This window comes from Candidatus Galacturonatibacter soehngenii (assembly GCF_008830185.1).
GTDB classification, from domain to species: domain Bacteria; phylum Bacillota; class Clostridia; order Lachnospirales; family Lachnospiraceae; genus Lachnotalea; species Lachnotalea soehngenii.
This window is the reverse complement of sequence record NZ_WAGX01000007.1, coordinates 391,491-410,319: the sequence shown is the minus strand read 5'-3', so window position 1 is coordinate 410,319 and position 18,829 is coordinate 391,491. Positions and strand designations below refer to the sequence as shown.

The following is an 18,829-nucleotide window of genomic DNA, read 5'->3' as shown; positions in this document are numbered from 1 at the left end:
CACGTAAAGAATAACAGATGTACCTTACAAACAGGTGAATCAAAGCTTACAATTATGTAAGGAAGGAAAGAGTAAATAAAGCTCCCTCATGCAAGGTACTTTGTACGCAAATACTTCCACCTTGTCCTTCAACAATGGATTTTGTCAGTGACAGTCCAAGCCCTACTCCCTGCGTATCCGAAGATCCTTTACTACGATAAAAACGCTTAAAGACATGATGCAAATCCTCAGGATGAATTCCTTTCCCATTATCCGATATCAAGATTCGAAGCATCGCTGGTGTTTTTTCCCAAGAGATGCGGACTTCTCCTCCCCTGTCTGTATGATCCAAAGCATTTTTTACAATATTTCCAATGGCTTCGCACGTCCATTGCATATCGCAGATAATTGTTTCATCCGCTAAATCCTCTATTATGATTTTTTTTCCTTCACTTAAAGCCCGTGTAGTTAATTCACGAGTGGATCTTGCAATCAATTCTACTACATGACAACTTTCCTTTTCAAAGACAATGCTACCTGCATCCAAACGTGTAATTTTAAGCATAGCTTGAATCAGTTGCTCCATACGTTTTAAGGCCAAACCTGTCTTTTTTGAATATTCTATTACAGTTTCAACATGCTCTGGCTCATCAGAAATAATTTCATGATACATTGTAAGCGCAGCAAGTGGAGTTTTTAACTGATGTGATATATCTGATATTGTACTTTTTAAGAACTCCTTCGTTTTCTGACTGGCTTCATTTTTTGACTGAAGTATTGTAGCAAGTCGGTCGATTGATGCAAAGAGGCAATAAATTGTACCCTCACTTACTTGAGGCATGTGGCAGGAGAAATCGCCTTTCGTAAAACATGTAATTACCTTTGCAGCTTGCCGATAAAGTTGCTCCCTTTTCCATATGAAAATAAACGCCCCACTCAAAAGTAATAATGATAGAAATACACCTATCAAAAGCATGTAGTATACTGAAATACGCTGAAACTTTGCAAGAAAAGGAAGAAATCTTATAGAAGTATGCTCTGTTATACCAATACTATCAAGCAAATTGCTTCCCTCTTGGCTAATAGAGGTATTCGTAATTGCTTTGGCAATCACATCTTTTGATACACCCTGCTCAAAAAGAGAAGTCACGACAGCACTATCATGTGATAAGAATAAATTCTGTATTGCTTTTTTTTGTATTACATGTAATCCCATACCTGAAAGAAAAATCAGCAAAGAAAAAGAGAAAAGAAAAACACTAAAATATCTGACCTGTTTATCGTCAAAGAAATTCATATCGATACCTCATTCCATTGATATCCGAATCCACGAATGGTTATTAAATGCTTCGGGTTAGACGCATCCTCTTCAACTTTTTCCCGAAGCCGCCGTACATAGACGGAAAGTGTATTATCATCGACATAGTCGCCGATGCTATCCCATAGCTCATTTAAGATACTACTTCTCGTTGTTACTTTGTTAGCATTCCTTACTAATAAGCATAGTAGACGATATTCTGCACTTGTTAACTCAAGTGTTCTTCCTTGCAATTGTACACGGCTTCCCAAAAGATCGATTGAAACATCGCCACACTCAATAACGGTGTTATGATTCGGATTTGATATGCTAGTTCGACGCAGTAAAGCCCGAATTCTAGAGCATAGTTCTCCTAGTTTAAATGGCTTTGTCACATAATCATCTCCACCACTATCTAACCCTCGAATGATATTTACTTCTTCATCCGAAGCTGTTAGAAATATAATAGGAATCTCCTTACCTTGTTTCCTCACTTTTTCACAGACTTCAAATCCCGTCCCATCTGGCAAAGTTACATCAAGAATTAACAAGTCATATGTGCTGATTTTAGGTATAAGACTCATTGCTTCTTTAATGGTACGGGCTATATCAACGTCAAAGCCGTTACGTTCTAAGGAGTATTTCAATCCATCCACTAAACTAATATCATCTTCTAAAAGTAAAATTTTGTTATTCATTATTCATCTTCCTTTTCTTATTCAGGTATTCCTGTGAAGAGATTTATTTTTTTATAATCCCAATAATAAGCTAGTAACTGGAATGCTCTTATTATATTTCTTTTTTTCAAAATGTACAAGTTTGTATATCTAGTCAAAAGATAAGTAGTTACTTAATTGGCAAGGAGTATGTATATCTTTCTCTTTTTAAGGTAGCCTTTCCATACTGTATCGCAGTCTTGTTACAGCTATGAAGGCATCTTAAGCAGAATGTACAATCCCCCTCCCAGCTTGGTTTTCCATCCACCAAATGTATCACATTACAAGGACAGTTTTTTTCGCATAGCCCACAGCTATTACAATCCTTTGTAGTATAAAATTTATGGGTATGCTTTGCATTTTTATAGGCATATCCTGTTAATGGGGATACAAAAGCAAGCTTGCCCTTATGTATCATTTCTGCTTGTGTTTTCTTTGTAATGATTCTTCCAATCTCCTCTATCATTACATTTGCTTCTTTTTTTATTATTTCTTGCTTTTTCCTGTTTGCCAAAGAATACCCAACAACATAATTATCAACCATTTTTACACCGAATTTCCCTTTTAACGGTATCTTATGTTCTTTTAAGATACCAGTTAATTGTTTCATTACATTTCCTCCAGCAAATCCATAGGTTGCTATCGCATACACGTACTGATTTTGATACCCTTCTATGTTTAACTGCTTAAGAAACTTTTCTACTATGCTTGGAAGGCTATACCAATATACAGGAAAAACAAAACCTAGATTCTCTCCTTCATCCATTTGATATCTTTCCTTTGCTTCTATCAAATCTTTGGAGATAGATATAAGCTTGTCATCTGTTATGCTTGCAATACTTTTTGCTACATGGCTAGAATTACCCGTACCACTAAAATAAAAAATCATTCTAATCCCCCTTCTTTTTTATTTTATTCATAAAATTACAAATGTTAAATTTTTTACGAAATTTTGTAGCTACTTCTTTGCCAATCATAAGACTTCCTATCCAAAAAACAATTTCACTTAGAACCATCATAGAGCCAGTAATACCAACTATAATGCATGTAGAAAATGGCAAACATACATTAAATGGCATAATTGCATAAAGTACAAAGGATAAAATGATAAGACCTATGGCAATACTTCTGCTTAATTTCATATCAAAATTGATACATTTCATTCGTTCATTCCCTCCAATCGTTCAACAAGTCCAAAGATTATTTTCTCGATTATCTTTAGATCCTCCTCCTTATCAACAATATCTGCCATGTTATCTGTAACCCATTTATAGATGGATCGATCACCGCTTAAAATATTACTTCCTTTTTCAGTCAGTTCAACAATAAACACTCTCTTATCCTCAACGGATTGAACTTTAGTAATCAGATTCATATTCATCAGCTTTCTTACAATGACTGAAACAGCTGGCTTTGTTAAGGATAATTTTTCCGCTATCAATGATAAATTGGGCTTTTGTAAAGACTGAATCACTAGAAGATAATAATAATCATTGTTGGAAAATTTATTGGCTTCGTCTTCCGTTAGGATATTATTTAAATTCTTTATGCATCTTTCCCATAATAAGTTAATTAGTATCGAGAATTTTTCTTCCATCATGTACCTTCTTTCATTTGTTAAAATAATTTAATTAAATTTATTTAACCATTTTATATCATAAACTAAAGTCTTTGTCAATCGGCACTGTCATTTTACTCCAAGAAAAAGACGACAGATGTACTTTCTGTCGTCTCAGATAATTTAGTTTATTCTTCCTTTTGATTATGGAATTCCTCCAAAAGCTCTATAATCCTTGGAGTACAGCGTCTACCACCACAGCTACCACTTCCTGCACCAGTTGCTTTTTGAACTTTCTCTAACGTATCAGCACCGCCTGCAATTGTCTTTTTCATCGTACTTTTATTGATTGCCTTGCAGATGCAAACTTTGGTATGTTTGTCTATTATATCTTGATTTATATCACTCATTGTTTCTTTCTTCCTTTCCTCTAATTTTGTTTCCAGCTTGTATATAGCTTACTCAATAACTTCTCTAAGTATTCTTTTTCCCCTTGGTCTAATCCCAAAAAGCTTACGTTATCTTGTTTACTTTGCTTTAATTGCCATGACAACAAAGCACTATCTGTAATTGATATCTTATCACTTAACTCTTCTTGTTCCCAGTTGATATACCCCTTTTTTTTCATTTTATGCAATATTTTATCCAACTCTTTTTCATCATATGCAGTCTTTTCTTTTAATTCCTCTTTTGTCATATAACCCTTTTCCAATAATAAAGATATGATACGATATCTCTTTTTTCTCTTTTTCCTCCCTTTCTTTGGTTCTATATAGTTTAAACATTGCAAAAATAAGAATAATAACTTCTCATCGCTCACAGCGGGGCCTACTTTTTTCTTATTTTCAAATTTATCCTTTTTATTTTCCTTCTTTTTTAATTCACTCTTTTTCTTAGCTAGGTTTTTCCCCTTATTGCAATGAGGATTATTGAGTGAACAATGCCTTTTACAATATGGACAATAATCCTCTATAAAACTATCTTTTTTCATCTAATCACCTTGATTTATCAAATGTATGTAAAGTCAGTTATTTACGATTGCAAATTATGTACTATTCTATTTTATATTACTATAGTTTGGATTCTTTTCGCAATAAATAAATGAATCGTCACCCATAAAAATAAGAGTTCTTATCTTACCTTATGGGTGACTACTTTAAGATAGAAAAATGAATTTTTTAGACTTGTTATAATTTACCATGGAACATATCTTTATCAAACTCTGGATTAAAATAATAAAAATTCTTACTATCTAACTTATCCTTCGTCTTTTCAAGCGCCTCTCCAAATCGCTGAAAATGAACAACTTCTCTTGCTCGAAGGAATTTAAGTGGTTCTCTAACTTCTGGATCTGGAATCATACGAAGCAAGTTATCATACACCGTTCTTGCTTTTTGCTCTGCTGCCAAATCCTCTGTTAAATCTGTAATGGCATCTCCTTTTGACTGAAATTCAATTGCTGTAAATGGTAATCCTGCCGCTGCTTGTGGCCAAAGAGCGGTGGTATGATCGATATAATAAGCATCAAATCCTTCCGTCTTTGCTTGTTCAATAGTCAAATTTTTAGTTAGCTGGTACACCATTGCACATATAATCTCCATATGCGCCAATTCTTCTGTACCAATATCGGTAAGAAGACCTCCAACTTCTTTGACTGGCATGGTGTAGCGTTGCGACAGATATCTCATAGAAGCCGATAATTCTCCGTCTGGCCCACCATATTGGCTGATAATCAATTTTGCTGTCTTTGGACAAGTTTTATTAATTTTGACTGGATATTGTAGACGTTTTTCATAAATCCACATTTATACACACGCTCCTTCCCAAGGAATTGGACCATCCTGTAAACAAAAACTAGCTTCACCAGTTCCCCGCATTGGGACACATAGCTTCGTTAATGGATAAAATTCCTCCGCAAACTGTTTTCTTAACTCTGCACACTCTAAAGATTTTTCATGAAATAGTTTAAGGGCCTGTGTGTCTGTTTCATGCGTGTCTAAATAAAGAGTTAAGTCATCGAGAAAAAAACTGACCTGATTGATTTTTGTCAGTAATTGTTCTCTTTGTGCTTGTTCATTTGATACATTGGTATCAACCACATTACTCGCAATCGGATTCGTGGTACCTAAGACAGATTCAGTGGCAAAAAAAGGCATGTTTAAATCATGAAATATTGTACCAATATTTAACGCTTCTTCTTGCGAATACAATTCACCCCATTGTTGGATAGGCACATTTGAAATTGCTAAATGATTTCCCGACATAAAAATCTCCTTTCTTGTAAATACTATTTTTGTAATCAAATTCGAGTTATTTCGATAAAAGGTTACATTTTTAGTATTAGCAAAAAAACAGTTTCTACTTTGGAAATGACTTGAATTAATACAATTGTTTTTCTAAAAAACATTGAGTAAACGCATTTTATGCTATAATAATAAGAAGCGAAACATTAAGATAACGATATTAGTTATACTTATAATATGATTTATCGGAGGCATAAAATGTCAAACTCTAGAACATCAAAGCTACTTTCAGACTTAAATCAATTAAAATGGAAGGTTGTCTATAAAGGAATTATAATTGGTTTTATTTCAGGTATCTTAGTAACCATTTATCGATATGGAATTGAATACGGAACTGAAATTGCAAAAAAAGCATACGCTTTTTTAAGACATCATCCTACCTATATCCTACCATGGCTATTCCTAATCGCTATTGTAGGTTTTCTTATTCACCAATTAATTAGGCTAGAACCTTATGCAAAAGGAAGTGGTATTCCACAAGTGGAAGGAATTATTCTATTTGGAATGAAAATGAAGTGGTATACTATCCTTTTTGTTCGTTTTGTAGCTGGTATCATAACTTCCTTCTTTGGAGTTTCTCTTGGAAGAGAAGGCCCTTCCATACAAATTGGTGCCTGTGGAAGTCAAACAGTAACTGGAGTGTTAAGTCGTAATAAACTCGAAAAAAACTATTTAATTACGGCAGGTGCTTCTGCAGGACTTTCTGCAGCTTTCAATGCTCCTTTATCTGGTATAATATTTGCATTGGAAGAAGTTCACAGATCCTTTTCACCTAATATATTAATCGCCGCAACAACATCAGCCTTGGTTGCTGATGTTACCTCGAAGTATTTTTTTGGCTTAAAACCAGTTTTTAGTTTTTTAAAAATACCTCAGCTACCAATTCAATATTACATTTGGTTACTACCACTTGGGATTCTATCTGGTTTTGTTGGCTCAATCACAAACAAAGGATTACTTGGGATTTCGTTATTTTATAACAAAATACCTGCCTGTTTACGTCCAACTCTCGCCTTATTAATTGCCTTGCCTTGTGGCTTACTTATTCCTCAAATTCTTGGTGGTGGTCAAAGCTTAATTGAATTATCAGAAAGAGCCGATACTAGTTTTATTTTACTTATTATTCTATTCGTTACCAAACTGCTGTTTACCTGTTTATGTTTCGGAAGTGGAATCCCAGGTGGAATTTTTATGCCTATTCTATCCATTGGTGCACTTACAGGATGCATAATCGGTAAGTCAGTTATGATTGTTGGGCTTCCTTCTTCTTATGTTGTTGTTTTTTGTGTTTGCGCAATGGCAGGAACCATGTCATCATCTGTTAAGGCTCCAATTACCAGTATTCTTTTGATGGCGGAAATGACAGGCTCTTTGGTACACCTATTTCCTGTAGCGGCTGTTTCATTAGTTGCCTTACTTACATCAGATGTATTAAAAATTTCACCCATCTATGAAGTACTGCTAGACCGACTTACTTTAGAAAATAAAGAGCAGTTTAAGCAACAAGAAACGGGAGCGATTGTAGAGATACCAGTTGAGCTTGGAAGTAAAATTGATGGACTTAAAATTATGGATATTCAGTGGCCGACTGGCACTTTGGTGGTTGGATTAAAACGCGGAGAAAAAGAATTTGTACCAAATGGAAACACGCAAGTACTTCACGGTGATTATCTTATCATACTTACGTCAGAACAGCGATACATTGAACTCAGTCATAACCTTAGTTCCTTATGCCATAAATAAAAAAGTGTCCTTTTTGCAGACACTTTTTTATTCTACTTACTTCCATACTTACTTCCACACACAAAGTTTCTCTGCCAATAAATCCATTGATGCAAAAAGAATAAAACCAACAATTGATATAATTATTATACCTTGATACATGCCGATATAATCAATTCTCGACCATGCATCCACGATATAATAGCCCATGCCATATCTTGTCCCATATCCTTCTACAAAAAACAAAACAGAAACCGCAGTTCCAATTGAAACCCGAAGACTGGTCAATAACTCTGGTAGAATAGCTGGCAATGTAACGTGGCGAACAATTTCTATTTTGGAAGCTCCTGCACTTATCGTTACCAGATAAAGAGAGGAATCAATATTTTTTACGCTATCTCTTACAGCGATAATTACTTGAAATACAATAATTAAGAAAATAATTACAATCTTAGATCCATCACGCATCCCCCATAAAAGCATCGCGATTGGAAGTAGCGCCGTCTTTGGAATTGGATAACTAAAATACACAAGTGGATATAATATTTTATTTGCTTTCTTTGAGTATCCCATAAGGATTCCTAAAGGAATACCTACTAAAAGTGACAAAAACACACCAACTGCAATTCTTTTTAAGCTATATAAAATATGCAAAAAAATTTGACTCTCGACTACCTTACTAAAGTTTTGATAAACCAATATAGGGCTTGGAATAACCGTAGTTTTTAGAAACAAATAACAAAAATACCAAAACAGATGAATCAAAAGAAAGCCTTGGATAAAAAGATACAGTTGTTGTAATAATTTTTTCATAGCCTACTCCTTTCCCTGCGTTTGCTTTAACAAAGAATGAAGGTTGCTTTTTAAAAGGAAATAATCCTTTTCTTCCATTTGGTTTTTACCAAAGTATGGATTTAAAAACCGTGCAAGCTGTTTTCCTTTTGTTCCAAGTACTATAATCTCTTTTCCAAGATACATCGCTTCTTCAATGCTATGCGTAACCAATATGGTGGTAGGACTCTTTTTTTCAAATACCTTTAAGAAAAGTTCCCAGGCATCTGCCTTTGTAATAGCATCTAAGGATGAAAACGGCTCATCCATTAATAATAAGTCTGGTTCTTGTAAAAACGCTCTGACTAAAGCCACTCTTTGAACCTGTCCTCCGCTTAGTTTTTTGGGAAAACGCTCTAGTAAATCTTCCACCTTTAAGGAGGAACATAGTTCTTTTAACTCTTTTTCCCTCGCTATGTCAAGGGGAATCTTTCGAAGCTTAAGAGGTAAAAGACAGTTTTCACGTACTGTTTTCCATGGAAGTAAACCACAGTTTTGCGGCATTACCGCTATATTATGTTGTTTGGTACTAAGCGGTAATGACGTTTCATTTGTTGTCATATTGATACTTCCATTTGTAAAAGGGTGCATTCCAGATAACACTTGTATCAAAGTAGACTTTCCACAACCAGATGGCCCTAATATCGTAAGAATTTCCCCCTTGGAAAGTTCTAATGAAAAATCTTTTAATACAGATATTTCATTTCTTTTATTCTTATAGCTTACATCTATACAATCGATTGAAAGCATTTTCATCTCCTGTTACTTTGTTACATCGTAAGTTACTTGTTCATAGGAAAGATCAGGTTTACATAAGCCTTTACTACTCGCCCAGCCTATCGCATCTAACACGTCTTCTTCTAAAGGAAGTGTACTGGTACGAAATGGTTTAACCTCAATGGTTCCAGCCATTTCTTCTGGATATCCAACCGCTTTAATGACAGTTTGCTCGTACTCTGAGATGTCTGTCTGATTCAAATAAGTAACAGCCTCGTTGTATGCTTTGTAAAAGTTTTGAATTGCCTCTTTCTTTTCTTCTAATGCTCCAATTGAAAATGCAGAAACAGCAGGATAAAGTCCACATTCATTCGCAGTTGATAGCAAAACGGCATCCTCAGAAAGTGCAAGGGTTGCAAATGGTTCTGGCATAAGTCCTAAATCAATTTGTTCATTACGAAGTAGTTCCAAACGGTCTGGAATGCGAGGTACTACTTCTTTTACTACATCCGCCTCTTCTAAGCCGTTTTTCTTCAAAATGGTATCCAAAGTGTATTCAATCAAGGTATTTTCTGAAATGGCAATGCTCTTTCCCTTTATCTGACTGATATCTGTAATTCCTGTATGTTTACCAGCCATCAAGATATAATCACCGTCTGTGATACCTGTAATCTTTACATCAAAGCCTGCATTTTGGTACATGCAAATACCAATATAATCGGTTATTACTCCGTCTAACTCTCCTGCCTGAAAGGCTGCATCTCGATCTTTTGCTGAGGTAAACACCTGTAGATCAAGTTCAAAGTTATATTTATCAGAAATCTTATTTTCATTCATAATCACAAGAGGAATTACGTCTGTTGATGACATCATCCCAAAGCGTATCACTTGCTTTTGCGTATTAGAAGCGGTATTTTCTTTTTTGGCACATCCTCCAAACATAACTAATGTAACTGCGATAATCATACTTATAATAATTTTATTTTTCATTGATACCTTCCCATCTTTCATAACATTTATTCTCTATTTCTAAGCAATCAAGCGTCTTTCCTACCATAAAATCAATTAGCTCCTCCATGCTTTGAGGCTTTGTGTAAAATCCTGGCATGGCTGGTAGAATGATGGCTCCATGCTTTGATAGGTTAGTTAAATTCTGTAAGTGTATGGTAGAAAAAGGAGTTTCCCTTGGTACAAGGACTAGCCTTCTTCTTTCTTTTAACATAACATCGGCTGCTCTTGTAAGCAAAGACTCTGTTATTCCATGCGCAAGTTTTCCTATGGTTGACATAGAACAAGGTATGATAACCATTGCATCAAATCGGCTTGAACCACTTGCACAAGCGGAGAACAAATTGTCATTCTTCTCTAGAGTAATCTCTGCTTTATTTTTACTCATATCTTTTATAAATTCCTGAAGAATTAGACCCGTTTCATAAGTTAATACTTCTTCTCCAAGCTTTGATGCTATTACGTGTAGTTTTATTTCTTGCAATGACAGTTGCTTTATCAGATGTACAAAATACAAGCTACCACTTGCTCCTGTCAGTCCAACTATAATTTTTCTCATTTCCATCACCTTTCTAAAAGCCATATTCTACTATATAAAAGCGTCCAATAATCCAAAGCATAGCAAAGACAAGCTTACCAGCTGATTTACACTATAGGAGGCAATATTAACATTTGTTAGATTGGTGGGTGAAACCATACGATATTCTGCGACAAATAAGGCAGCTATCACTGCTACTCCTGTATAGTAGATTGGGCCAAATTCAGGTACTAAAAATCCAATTAGAACCAGACAAAATAAGGTTATGATGTGAAAGAGCTTAGCAATGAATAAAGCTCCTTTTACTCCAAATCGCACTGGTACAGAATGTAATCCATTCTCTGTATCAAAGTCATAATCTTGACAACCATATATGATATCAAAGCCCGCAACCCACAAAGTATTAGCCGCACCCATTACTAAAGGGATAAATTCGAATTTTCCTGTTACTGCAAGCCATGCCCCAACGGGCGCACAAGCGCAGGTAACTCCTAAGACTAAGTGACAAAAATACGTAAAGCGCTTACAATAGGAATAAATAATTAGTAAAAAAAGTGCAATTGGTGAAAGTGCAAAACAAAGCCAATTTAACCGATATGCGCCAAAAAGCATAAATAGAAAACAAATAGCAGTAAAAGCAATTACTTCTCCTGCTTTCATTTCTCCTTTTGGTAATTGTCTGTTTGCTGTTCTGGGATTCTTAGCATCTATTTTAGCATCAATCACACGATTAATTGCATTGGCGCCTGTTCTAGCTCCCATAAAGCAAACCAAAATCCATACTAAGATAGAAAGTTTTGGAAGTCCGTTTGCTGCAAGAACCATGGATACTAGTGCAAAGCTAAAGGAAAATATTGTATGAGAAAACATCACCAATTTTCCATACGCTTTTATTTTATTAATGACCCTTTTAAAGAACTTCATCAATTCCATATTTACTCCACCTTTCCTCTACTGCCTGTTTAACATCCTCTGTCATGGTGATATCATCTGGCCATTCACGGGTGATTCCTTCTCCTGTAAACTTTTTGGTCGCATCAATCCCAATTTTATACCCCTGTATTATAATATCTCTTTGGGCATCAATGTTATTAAATACTTTCCACATTACCGTTGACATATCCTTTGGATCTACACTTGCATCTACACAGATTACAAACTTATCTTCATGATGGTTCATATATTCTTCTATGGCATTTCTTCCTTGATAATTTTCCTTCTTGTCAATGGTTATAACTGCAAACGTGTCGGTTACTCCCTCTTCCTTCATTTTACTTTGACTTGTCGCATCCACACCAAGACGGCATCCATACAATGCCTTTGCTGAAGAGTGATCAAGTGCATCTAAAGGCCCTTGGCAAAAGAATAAGCTATCTGCTCCACTGATATTTTTAAGTACTGCATCTTTTACACTGGATAAGTTTTGTACATCAACAGACTCGTCCACTATTAGAATCAATTTAGTGTACATCATCTGTCCCATTCCCCACACTGCATTCATTACCTTTCGTGCTGCTCCAGGATAACGATTTTTAATGGATAGAATGGCGCAATTATGAAATACTCCTTCTAAGGGAAGATTCAGATCGACTAGCTCAGGAATTTGCATGCGAAGTATAGGAAGGAAAATTCGCTCTGTTGCTTTTGCCATATAACAGTCCTCCATAGGAGGTTTTCCTACTACTGTTGCTGGATAAATAGCATTCTTTTTATGAGTGATACAAGTCACATGAAAGCGTGGATAGTAATCTGCCAGTGAATAATACCCTGTATGATCTCCAAATGGCCCTTCCCAAACCAATTCTTCACTTGGATCGACATAGCCTTCAAGTACAAATTCTGCATTCGCGGGTACATAAATGTCATTGGTCACACATTTTACCATCTTAACATTTGACTTTCTAAGCCAACCAGCTAGCATCATCTCATCTATTTCTTTGGGTAGTGGAGCCGTTGCGGCATAGGTAATAGCAGGATCACATCCAAGTGCGACTGATACTGGCATTTTAAGTCCCTTTTTCGCATAGGATTCATAGATATTCGAACCATCCTTATGCTTATGCCAATGCATCCCTGTACTTGTTTTATCAAGTATTTGCATGCGATACATTCCAACATTTTGTTTTTTACTGTCTGCCTCTTTTGTAAAAACAAGTGGTAAGGTAAAAAAACGTCCTGCATCCTTTGGCCAGCATTTTAAAACGGGTAGTGTAGACAAATCAGGATTATGTTCTATCACTTCCTGACAAGCCCCTCTTCCTGGTACTTTTATTGGAAATACATGTACAAGACGAAGTAGTCTTGGTATGCTTTTGCATAATCCACGAATCGAAAGATAATTTTCAAGATTAAGATAAGCTTGTATCTCTTCTCCTATATCATCTAAATTCTCTACGCCTAGCGCCATGCTCATACGTTTATAGCTTCCCATGGCATTCATCACCACAGGATAGTTTGAGTCTGTTACATCTTGAAACAACAAAGCAGGACCGTGCGCTTTACTCACACGATCCGCTATTTCAGTCATTTCAAGTTCTGGTGAAACCTGTATTTTAATTTTCTTTAATTCTCCATTCGCTTCCAATTTCTTTAGAAAGCTTTGCAAATCACGATATGCCATAGGGCACCTCTCTTTTACGTATACTTCCTGACTATTATATCGTAATGAAGCGCTGTTTGTAAAGTAACTTCCCCTTCGTTATTTGCACTATTGTAATTTAAATCTACCAATTTCGGTTTTTAATGTTTGTGCCTGAGCTGCAAGCTCCTCGCTGGAAGCAGAACTTTCTTCTGCTGTTGCAGCATTTGTCTGTACAACGGCTGATACTTGTGTTATTCCTTCATTGATTTGTTCAATGGTTGCCGCTTGCTCTGTTGATGCTAATTCAATATCACGTATTGCATCTCCTACTAATTGAGACTGTTGTGCCACTTTATTTAATATTTGAAGTGTCTCAGCTGCAAGTCTTTCACCTTCTGAAACAGTATCTACCGATTTCTGAATTAACTCCGCTGTTTGCTTTGCCGCATCTGCAGACTGTGTTGCAAGATCTCTTACTTCTGAAGCAACCACTGCAAATCCTTTTCCCGCATCCCCTGCTCGAGCCGCTTCAATTGCAGCATTTAAGGAGAGTAAATTTGTCTGTGCAGCAATTTCTTCAATCATTTTTGTAATATCAAAAATTCTACTTGAAGACTTACTGATTTCATCCATAGCGCCATTTAAACTTTGCATATGTGAATTTCCATTTTGTATGCCTTCTTCTGATTGTGACACGTACTCTGCAGCCTTTCGTACATTGATGGCATTTTGTTCTGCCTGCTCTGCTACATTTTCAATCGAAGCATTTAATTCTTCCACAGTGGCAGCTTGTTCTGCTGCCCCTGATGCCAATGACTGTGCTGCATCTGCTATTTGTTCCGCTCCAGCATTTACCTGATTGGATGCCTCACTAATGGCATTTAATGTTTCACTTAAATCCTTTTCTATTTTTAATAAAGCCAAACCAAATACATCTTCTTCGGAACGTAGTGGTACTTGTTGTGTAAAATCACCTGCGCTGATAAGCTCTGCTACACTTACCTGTTTTTGTATACCTTCTACCATTTCCATAAAAGCTTTTGCAAGTTGTCCTGTTTCATCCTTTGAATCAATGCCGACTATTTCAACATCCACACGTCCCTTAGAAATCTCTTTGGCTGCTTTAACTACTTGTTCAATTGGCTTGCTTATAATACGAGATATTCTCAAGCCTAACAACATTGCAGCTATTGCACCCACTATGGATACTACAAGCAATATGATTGTCAATATAAGTGCGGTTGTTCCATTAGAATCACTGGTTCTCTTTGCTGATTCCATTCGATTCTCAAGTATTTTATCATAATTATCAAATATTTGCTGTATAATGCCAGTCGCTTCGTCAAGTATATCAAGGATTCCTTCTGTATTACCCGAAAGAGCTTGCTCTAAACATTTTTGAATCACTGGATCAAAGCTTTCTTCAAACAATTTATTTGCTTGCACAAATAAATCCATTGTATCTTTATTTACAATTGATTTTTTATATTCTTCTGACTCGGTTAAAAAACGTTCCTTTTCTAGAAAATAATTTTGTTTTAACTTTTCAACGGCTTCCTTATCTCCTGAATAAATTACTGCCTCTCTCGTATTCACTCGAATCTTATATAAACTTATTATAGCATTTGATAGATTTTTAATGGGTGCCGTTTGATTTTCATATAGATAGGTATCCATGTTATTGATCTGAATCATACCATATATTCCCATTACACCAATGATGAGCGCTATGATTACCATAGCAAAAAAACCAGTTAATAGCTTACGTGCAATACTAAAATCCTTAAACCTCTTCATGAAACGCCTCCTGTTATTTTAATATTTAATGGGATGTTAAATTTTGAACTAGTAGAAGCAGTAATCCCATTTAAATACTCGAAGTAGTTAAATTCGGACTTTTCTTTTCTCCTTTATTCCTATGTATATTTAATTTTTGAGTTAGGAATAATAATACAGTCGACTATTTAATATGGACGCAGTATAATCCATACTGCGTCCTATTTTTGTATGTTTTCTTGTGAAAATTTGAGTCTTTTGAACGTCTTTCTGTAATATAATTATCATACGGCAGCCTTAGGATAGCAGGCTGCCGCTGTACGTTTCCTTATAAGTCTCTAAAAAATGAAACACCAAAAACAGCTAGATTTTACTCCGCTATTATACTAATAACCCTGGGTTTATTCTACTGATAATTTATTTTATTTTTGTCTGTCTTATTTCGACATTTTTATTACATTCCTAAATATAGAGACGCTAATTTCTTACAGGTAATTTTTTACATATTTATTTCTTCCTAATACTTTTATTTTCTTCCATCAGACAAAGCTTTTTTTTCACAATCCTCATAGCAATGAATGTAATACCAAATAAAAGTAGCATTAATATGATTTGAGATAATACACCTGTCTTTTCTATAATCTTTTCCCAGGATGCTCCAAGTGCTGCACCAAGACAAACCAAAGCAGTATTCCATATGAGTGAACCGATGGTCGTAAATAGCAAAAATACACTCATTTGCATTTCTGCCATTCCAGCAGGAATTGATATCAAGCTCCTTATAATTGGAATACATCTGCAAAATAATACTGTACTTTTTCCTTTTTGATTGAACCACTCACAAGCATTCATCATATCTTCTTTTCTTAAATTGAGTATCTTACCAAGTTTGCCATCTAGTAGCTTTCCTAGACGCTCTGGTGATAAGTAGCTGCCTATTCCATACAAAAATATGGCACCGATTAAGGAGCCAAATGTAGCCGAGATTATGACTCCGATTACATGCAGCGAAGTATATGTAGTCATAAATCCACCAAATGTTAAAATTACTTCAGAAGGTATGGGAGGAAATATATTTTCAATTGCTATGAGAAACATGATTCCAATATAACCATATTGACTCATAATTTGTAACACTAAATTTTGCATGATTATCTCACTGATGATTTCATTTTATTAATAGTACGATTTAAAAATAAAGAATATACCAAAAAACAAGGGCATAAGTTTTTAACCTAGCCCTTGCTTTTTATATGATTCTATATTTATTTAATTTCTAAATCTGCGCCATTACTTTCAATGACCTTTTTATACCAATCGAATGATTTTTTCTTAGTGCGTTTTAACGTACCATTGCCTTGGTCATCTCTATCTACATAGATAAAGCCATATCTTTTTTTCATTTCTCCCGTTCCTGCTGATACAAGATCAATGCATCCCCATGGCGTATATCCAATCAAATCTACCCCATCTTTATTTACTGCAATATCCATTTGTTCAATGTGCTCTTTTAGATAAGCAATTCGATAATCATCTTGTATGCTACCATCTTCTTCTATCTTATCTACTGCACCAAGTCCGTTTTCCACTATAAATAATGGTTTTTGATAACGCTCCCATAATGTATTAAGTGCAATTCGAAGTCCCATACCATCAATTTGCCAGCCCCAATCACTTGCTTTGATATATGGATTTTTTACACCCATGGAGAAGTTACCTCCAATTGCTTCACCCTTTTCCGATGTCACACAATTTGATGTATAGTAAGAGAATCCAAGATAATCAACACATCCTTCTTTTAGGATTTGCTCATCCCCTTCTTCCATCACAAGTGTTACGCCTTGTCTTTCATATTCCTTTAATTTATAAACTGGGTAATATCCTCTTACCATTACATCAGAATAGAAATGACGACGCCTTGTGTCCTCCATAGCAAGCACTTGATCCTCTGGCTTACAAGTAAGTCCATAGGTAGCACCATATGCAACCATCAAACCAATTTTATTTTCAGGATCTATTTCATGACCAAGCTTTACTACTTTTGCACTGGCAACAAACTGATGGTGTACCGCTTGTGCCTGAACTTGTGGATTATTCTTTATCACACCGCCTGCAAAGAAAGGAAGCATACCCATAATATTTATTTCATTAAAGGTCATCCAGTATTTTACCTTACCTTTGTAGCGAGTAAATAGCGTCTTACAATAATTTACATAAAAGTCAACGCATCTTCTATCAAGCCATCCACCGTATTTGTTAACCAAACCAAGTGGAGTCTCATAATGTGAAATGGTTACTACTGGCTCAATCTGATATTTTCTTAACTCATCAAATACATTGTCGTAAAACAAAAGTCCTTCTTCGTTTGGTTCTGTCTCATCTCCCATTGGAAAGAGTCTAGCCCAGTTAATGGATAGACGAAAACACTTAAATCCCATCTCTGCAAACATTGCAATGTCTTCTTTATATCGATGATAGAAATCAATTCCTACATGGCTTGGATAATAATAACCATCTTGTACGTCACAGATTGCACCATCTGGTAAATCTTTAAATGGCATAATATCTTGGCTGCGTTTTTCACCTTCTTTTGTTGTAAAGGTGATTTTTCTAGAAACGGTATGGCTGCCTGCTGTAATTACATCTGCCGTATTTAAGCCCTTACCTCCTTCGTAAACGCCACCTTCAAACTGATTTGCCGCGGTTGCACCGCCCCATAAAAAATTTCTTGGTAAACTCATAATGCTCCTCCTTATCGTTTCTTAATTATTTCTGTTTATCTTAGGGTAAGTATAACATAAGCAAAACTTATTTGCTGTTAGCCAAAAGCAAGTTGGACTAAGATGTCAAAAAAAAGTTTTCTTTTCTGGCACCTTTGTGTCACCGAAAGAAAACTTTTTAAAAGACATTTATTTATTTGTCAAACACTTGATTCACTTTTTTATATAACTCAATCTGTCTATCATATCTTTGTGCATAAAGGCTCGTAAAGATAAGATCTAGTATATAATTTGAGCTTAACACAATAGCCATATGTTCCATGCCTGTTGGTATTTTCCCCTCAATCATTGGAACCACCTCATCACAATGTTCTTTCATTTCTTTAGAGGAATGCCCTGCAATACCAATCACATAAATACCATAACGCTTTAAGGACTTGGCAATATGAATTACGGAGGGGTTCTTACCTGATAAACTGATAACAAATGCAGCGGTCTTTTGATTGTTTTTATTCGTTACCCAAAAAGCTTCATTGATTGAACTATAGGCCATACTTTCAATTCCCAATGCACTATACTTATGTGCCGTTGCTTCACCAATGGAATGGCCTAGTCCAGACGAGTAAAAGTCAATGCGCTCCATCTTATTAAGACGATTCATAATCCGCTTCATTACATTGTGATTTAATTGCCCATGCATTCTGTTAACAACAAATTGATATAGGAAATCAACTGATTGTAAGTAATCTGAATACGTACTTTTATTATCGATCATGAGCAATTTATGATTCTTTGTTTCTTTTACTTCTAATACAATTTCTGTATAAATATGTTTTTTTAGCTCTTGAAACCCTGATACACCGAGTTTTTTACAGAAACGTACAATGGAGGATTTACTTGTTAATGTTTCCTTTGCTAGCTCCTTTGCAGTTAATTGTTGTACTTGATTCTTGTTCTTTAAGATATAATCGGCAATACATTTCTCACTTTCTGTAAAGCTTGATTTATCTTGTAGCTTTTCTATTATCATAATCGGTACCTCTTATAAAAATAGCTATGATTTGTTTTTTCTTATTGTTATAT

Annotated in this window: 20 protein-coding genes; 1 reads left to right on the top strand and 19 read right to left on the bottom strand. The window is 35.3% G+C overall.

Features of this window, described 5'->3' with window-relative positions; translation table 11 throughout:
* Positions 1-52: 52 nt before the first annotated feature.
* The 9 genes from F7O84_RS16660 to F7O84_RS16620 form a co-directional block, all read right to left on the bottom strand.
* Positions 53-1,276, bottom strand: coding sequence for a sensor histidine kinase (locus F7O84_RS16660; protein WP_151147875.1), 1,224 nt, complete (start codon positions 1,274-1,276; stop codon positions 53-55).
* A complete protein-coding gene (locus tag F7O84_RS16655) occupies positions 1,273-1,974 on the bottom strand; it encodes a response regulator transcription factor (RefSeq protein WP_151147873.1) in 702 nt (233 codons plus the stop codon). Before F7O84_RS16655 ends, F7O84_RS16660 begins: the two co-directional genes overlap by 4 nt.
* A 148-nt stretch (positions 1,975-2,122) precedes the next feature.
* On the bottom strand, positions 2,123-2,881 hold the full coding sequence (locus F7O84_RS16650) for an EFR1 family ferrodoxin (RefSeq protein WP_151147871.1): 759 nt from the start codon (positions 2,879-2,881) through the stop codon (positions 2,123-2,125).
* 1 nt (position 2,882) lies between these two features.
* Positions 2,883-3,155 carry a transporter suffix domain-containing protein gene (locus F7O84_RS16645; RefSeq protein ID WP_151147869.1) on the bottom strand — a complete coding sequence of 91 codons (273 nt, stop codon included), beginning with the start codon at positions 3,153-3,155 and terminating at the stop codon, positions 2,883-2,885.
* Positions 3,152-3,589, bottom strand: coding sequence for a MarR family winged helix-turn-helix transcriptional regulator (locus F7O84_RS16640; protein WP_192451804.1), 438 nt, complete (start codon positions 3,587-3,589; stop codon positions 3,152-3,154). The genes F7O84_RS16645 and F7O84_RS16640 overlap by 4 nt, the downstream gene beginning before the upstream one ends.
* Positions 3,590-3,738: 149 nt before the next feature.
* Positions 3,739-3,960 (bottom strand): (2Fe-2S)-binding protein, encoded by a 222-nt coding sequence (locus F7O84_RS16635; RefSeq protein WP_151147863.1) that lies wholly within the window; start codon positions 3,958-3,960, stop codon positions 3,739-3,741.
* A gap of 20 nt (positions 3,961-3,980) precedes the next feature.
* Complete coding sequence (locus F7O84_RS16630; protein WP_151147861.1) at positions 3,981-4,541, bottom strand: hypothetical protein; 561 nt, start codon at positions 4,539-4,541, stop codon at positions 3,981-3,983.
* Positions 4,542-4,737: 196 nt separating this feature from the next.
* On the bottom strand, positions 4,738-5,355 hold the full coding sequence (locus F7O84_RS16625) for a manganese catalase family protein (protein WP_151147858.1): 618 nt from the start codon (positions 5,353-5,355) through the stop codon (positions 4,738-4,740).
* Entirely contained in the window at positions 5,356-5,814 is a 459-nt protein-coding gene (locus F7O84_RS16620) for a spore coat protein CotJB (protein WP_151148120.1), read from the bottom strand.
* A gap of 237 nt (positions 5,815-6,051) precedes the next feature.
* On the opposite strand from F7O84_RS16620, the gene F7O84_RS16615 reads away from it, so the two are divergent.
* A complete protein-coding gene (locus F7O84_RS16615; protein WP_151147856.1) occupies positions 6,052-7,596 on the top strand; it encodes a ClC family H(+)/Cl(-) exchange transporter in 1,545 nt (514 codons plus the stop codon).
* 48 nt (positions 7,597-7,644) lie between these two features.
* Here the strand turns inward: F7O84_RS16615 and F7O84_RS16610 are convergent, their stop codons facing one another.
* From F7O84_RS16610 to F7O84_RS16565, 10 genes are all read right to left on the bottom strand, one after another.
* Positions 7,645-8,388: an ABC transporter permease gene (locus F7O84_RS16610; protein ID WP_151147854.1), complete on the bottom strand. Its 744-nt coding sequence runs from the start codon at positions 8,386-8,388 to the stop codon at positions 7,645-7,647.
* A gap of 3 nt (positions 8,389-8,391) precedes the next feature.
* Positions 8,392-9,156 carry an ABC transporter ATP-binding protein gene (locus tag F7O84_RS16605; protein ID WP_192451803.1) on the bottom strand — a complete coding sequence of 255 codons (765 nt, stop codon included), beginning with the start codon at positions 9,154-9,156 and terminating at the stop codon, positions 8,392-8,394.
* 12 nt (positions 9,157-9,168) lie between these two features.
* Positions 9,169-10,113, bottom strand: a complete 945-nt coding sequence (locus F7O84_RS16600) for an ABC transporter substrate-binding protein (RefSeq protein ID WP_192451802.1) — start codon at positions 10,111-10,113, stop codon at positions 9,169-9,171.
* Positions 10,103-10,690 (bottom strand): UbiX family flavin prenyltransferase, encoded by a 588-nt coding sequence (locus F7O84_RS16595; RefSeq protein WP_151147846.1) that lies wholly within the window; start codon positions 10,688-10,690, stop codon positions 10,103-10,105. Before F7O84_RS16595 ends, F7O84_RS16600 begins: the two co-directional genes overlap by 11 nt.
* A gap of 30 nt (positions 10,691-10,720) precedes the next feature.
* Positions 10,721-11,602 carry a 4-hydroxybenzoate octaprenyltransferase gene (locus F7O84_RS16590; RefSeq protein ID WP_207708067.1) on the bottom strand — a complete coding sequence of 294 codons (882 nt, stop codon included), beginning with the start codon at positions 11,600-11,602 and terminating at the stop codon, positions 10,721-10,723.
* The gene (locus F7O84_RS16585) at positions 11,580-13,289 is read right to left on the bottom strand and encodes a menaquinone biosynthesis decarboxylase (RefSeq protein ID WP_151147843.1); all 1,710 of its coding nucleotides are present in this window, start codon (positions 13,287-13,289) and stop codon (positions 11,580-11,582) included. The genes F7O84_RS16590 and F7O84_RS16585 overlap by 23 nt, the downstream gene beginning before the upstream one ends.
* 87 nt (positions 13,290-13,376) lie before the next feature.
* A complete protein-coding gene (locus F7O84_RS16580) occupies positions 13,377-15,047 on the bottom strand; it encodes a methyl-accepting chemotaxis protein (RefSeq protein WP_151147840.1) in 1,671 nt (556 codons plus the stop codon).
* A 486-nt stretch (positions 15,048-15,533) separates the two neighbouring features.
* Positions 15,534-16,175: a DedA family protein gene (locus F7O84_RS16575; protein WP_151147837.1), complete on the bottom strand. Its 642-nt coding sequence runs from the start codon at positions 16,173-16,175 to the stop codon at positions 15,534-15,536.
* 116 nt (positions 16,176-16,291) lie between these two features.
* Positions 16,292-17,770: a 6-phospho-beta-glucosidase gene (locus F7O84_RS16570; RefSeq protein WP_478210078.1), complete on the bottom strand. Its 1,479-nt coding sequence runs from the start codon at positions 17,768-17,770 to the stop codon at positions 16,292-16,294.
* Between the two features lie 169 nt (positions 17,771-17,939).
* Entirely contained in the window at positions 17,940-18,776 is an 837-nt protein-coding gene (locus F7O84_RS16565) for a MurR/RpiR family transcriptional regulator (protein ID WP_151147831.1), read from the bottom strand.
* Positions 18,777-18,829 lie beyond the last annotated feature (53 nt).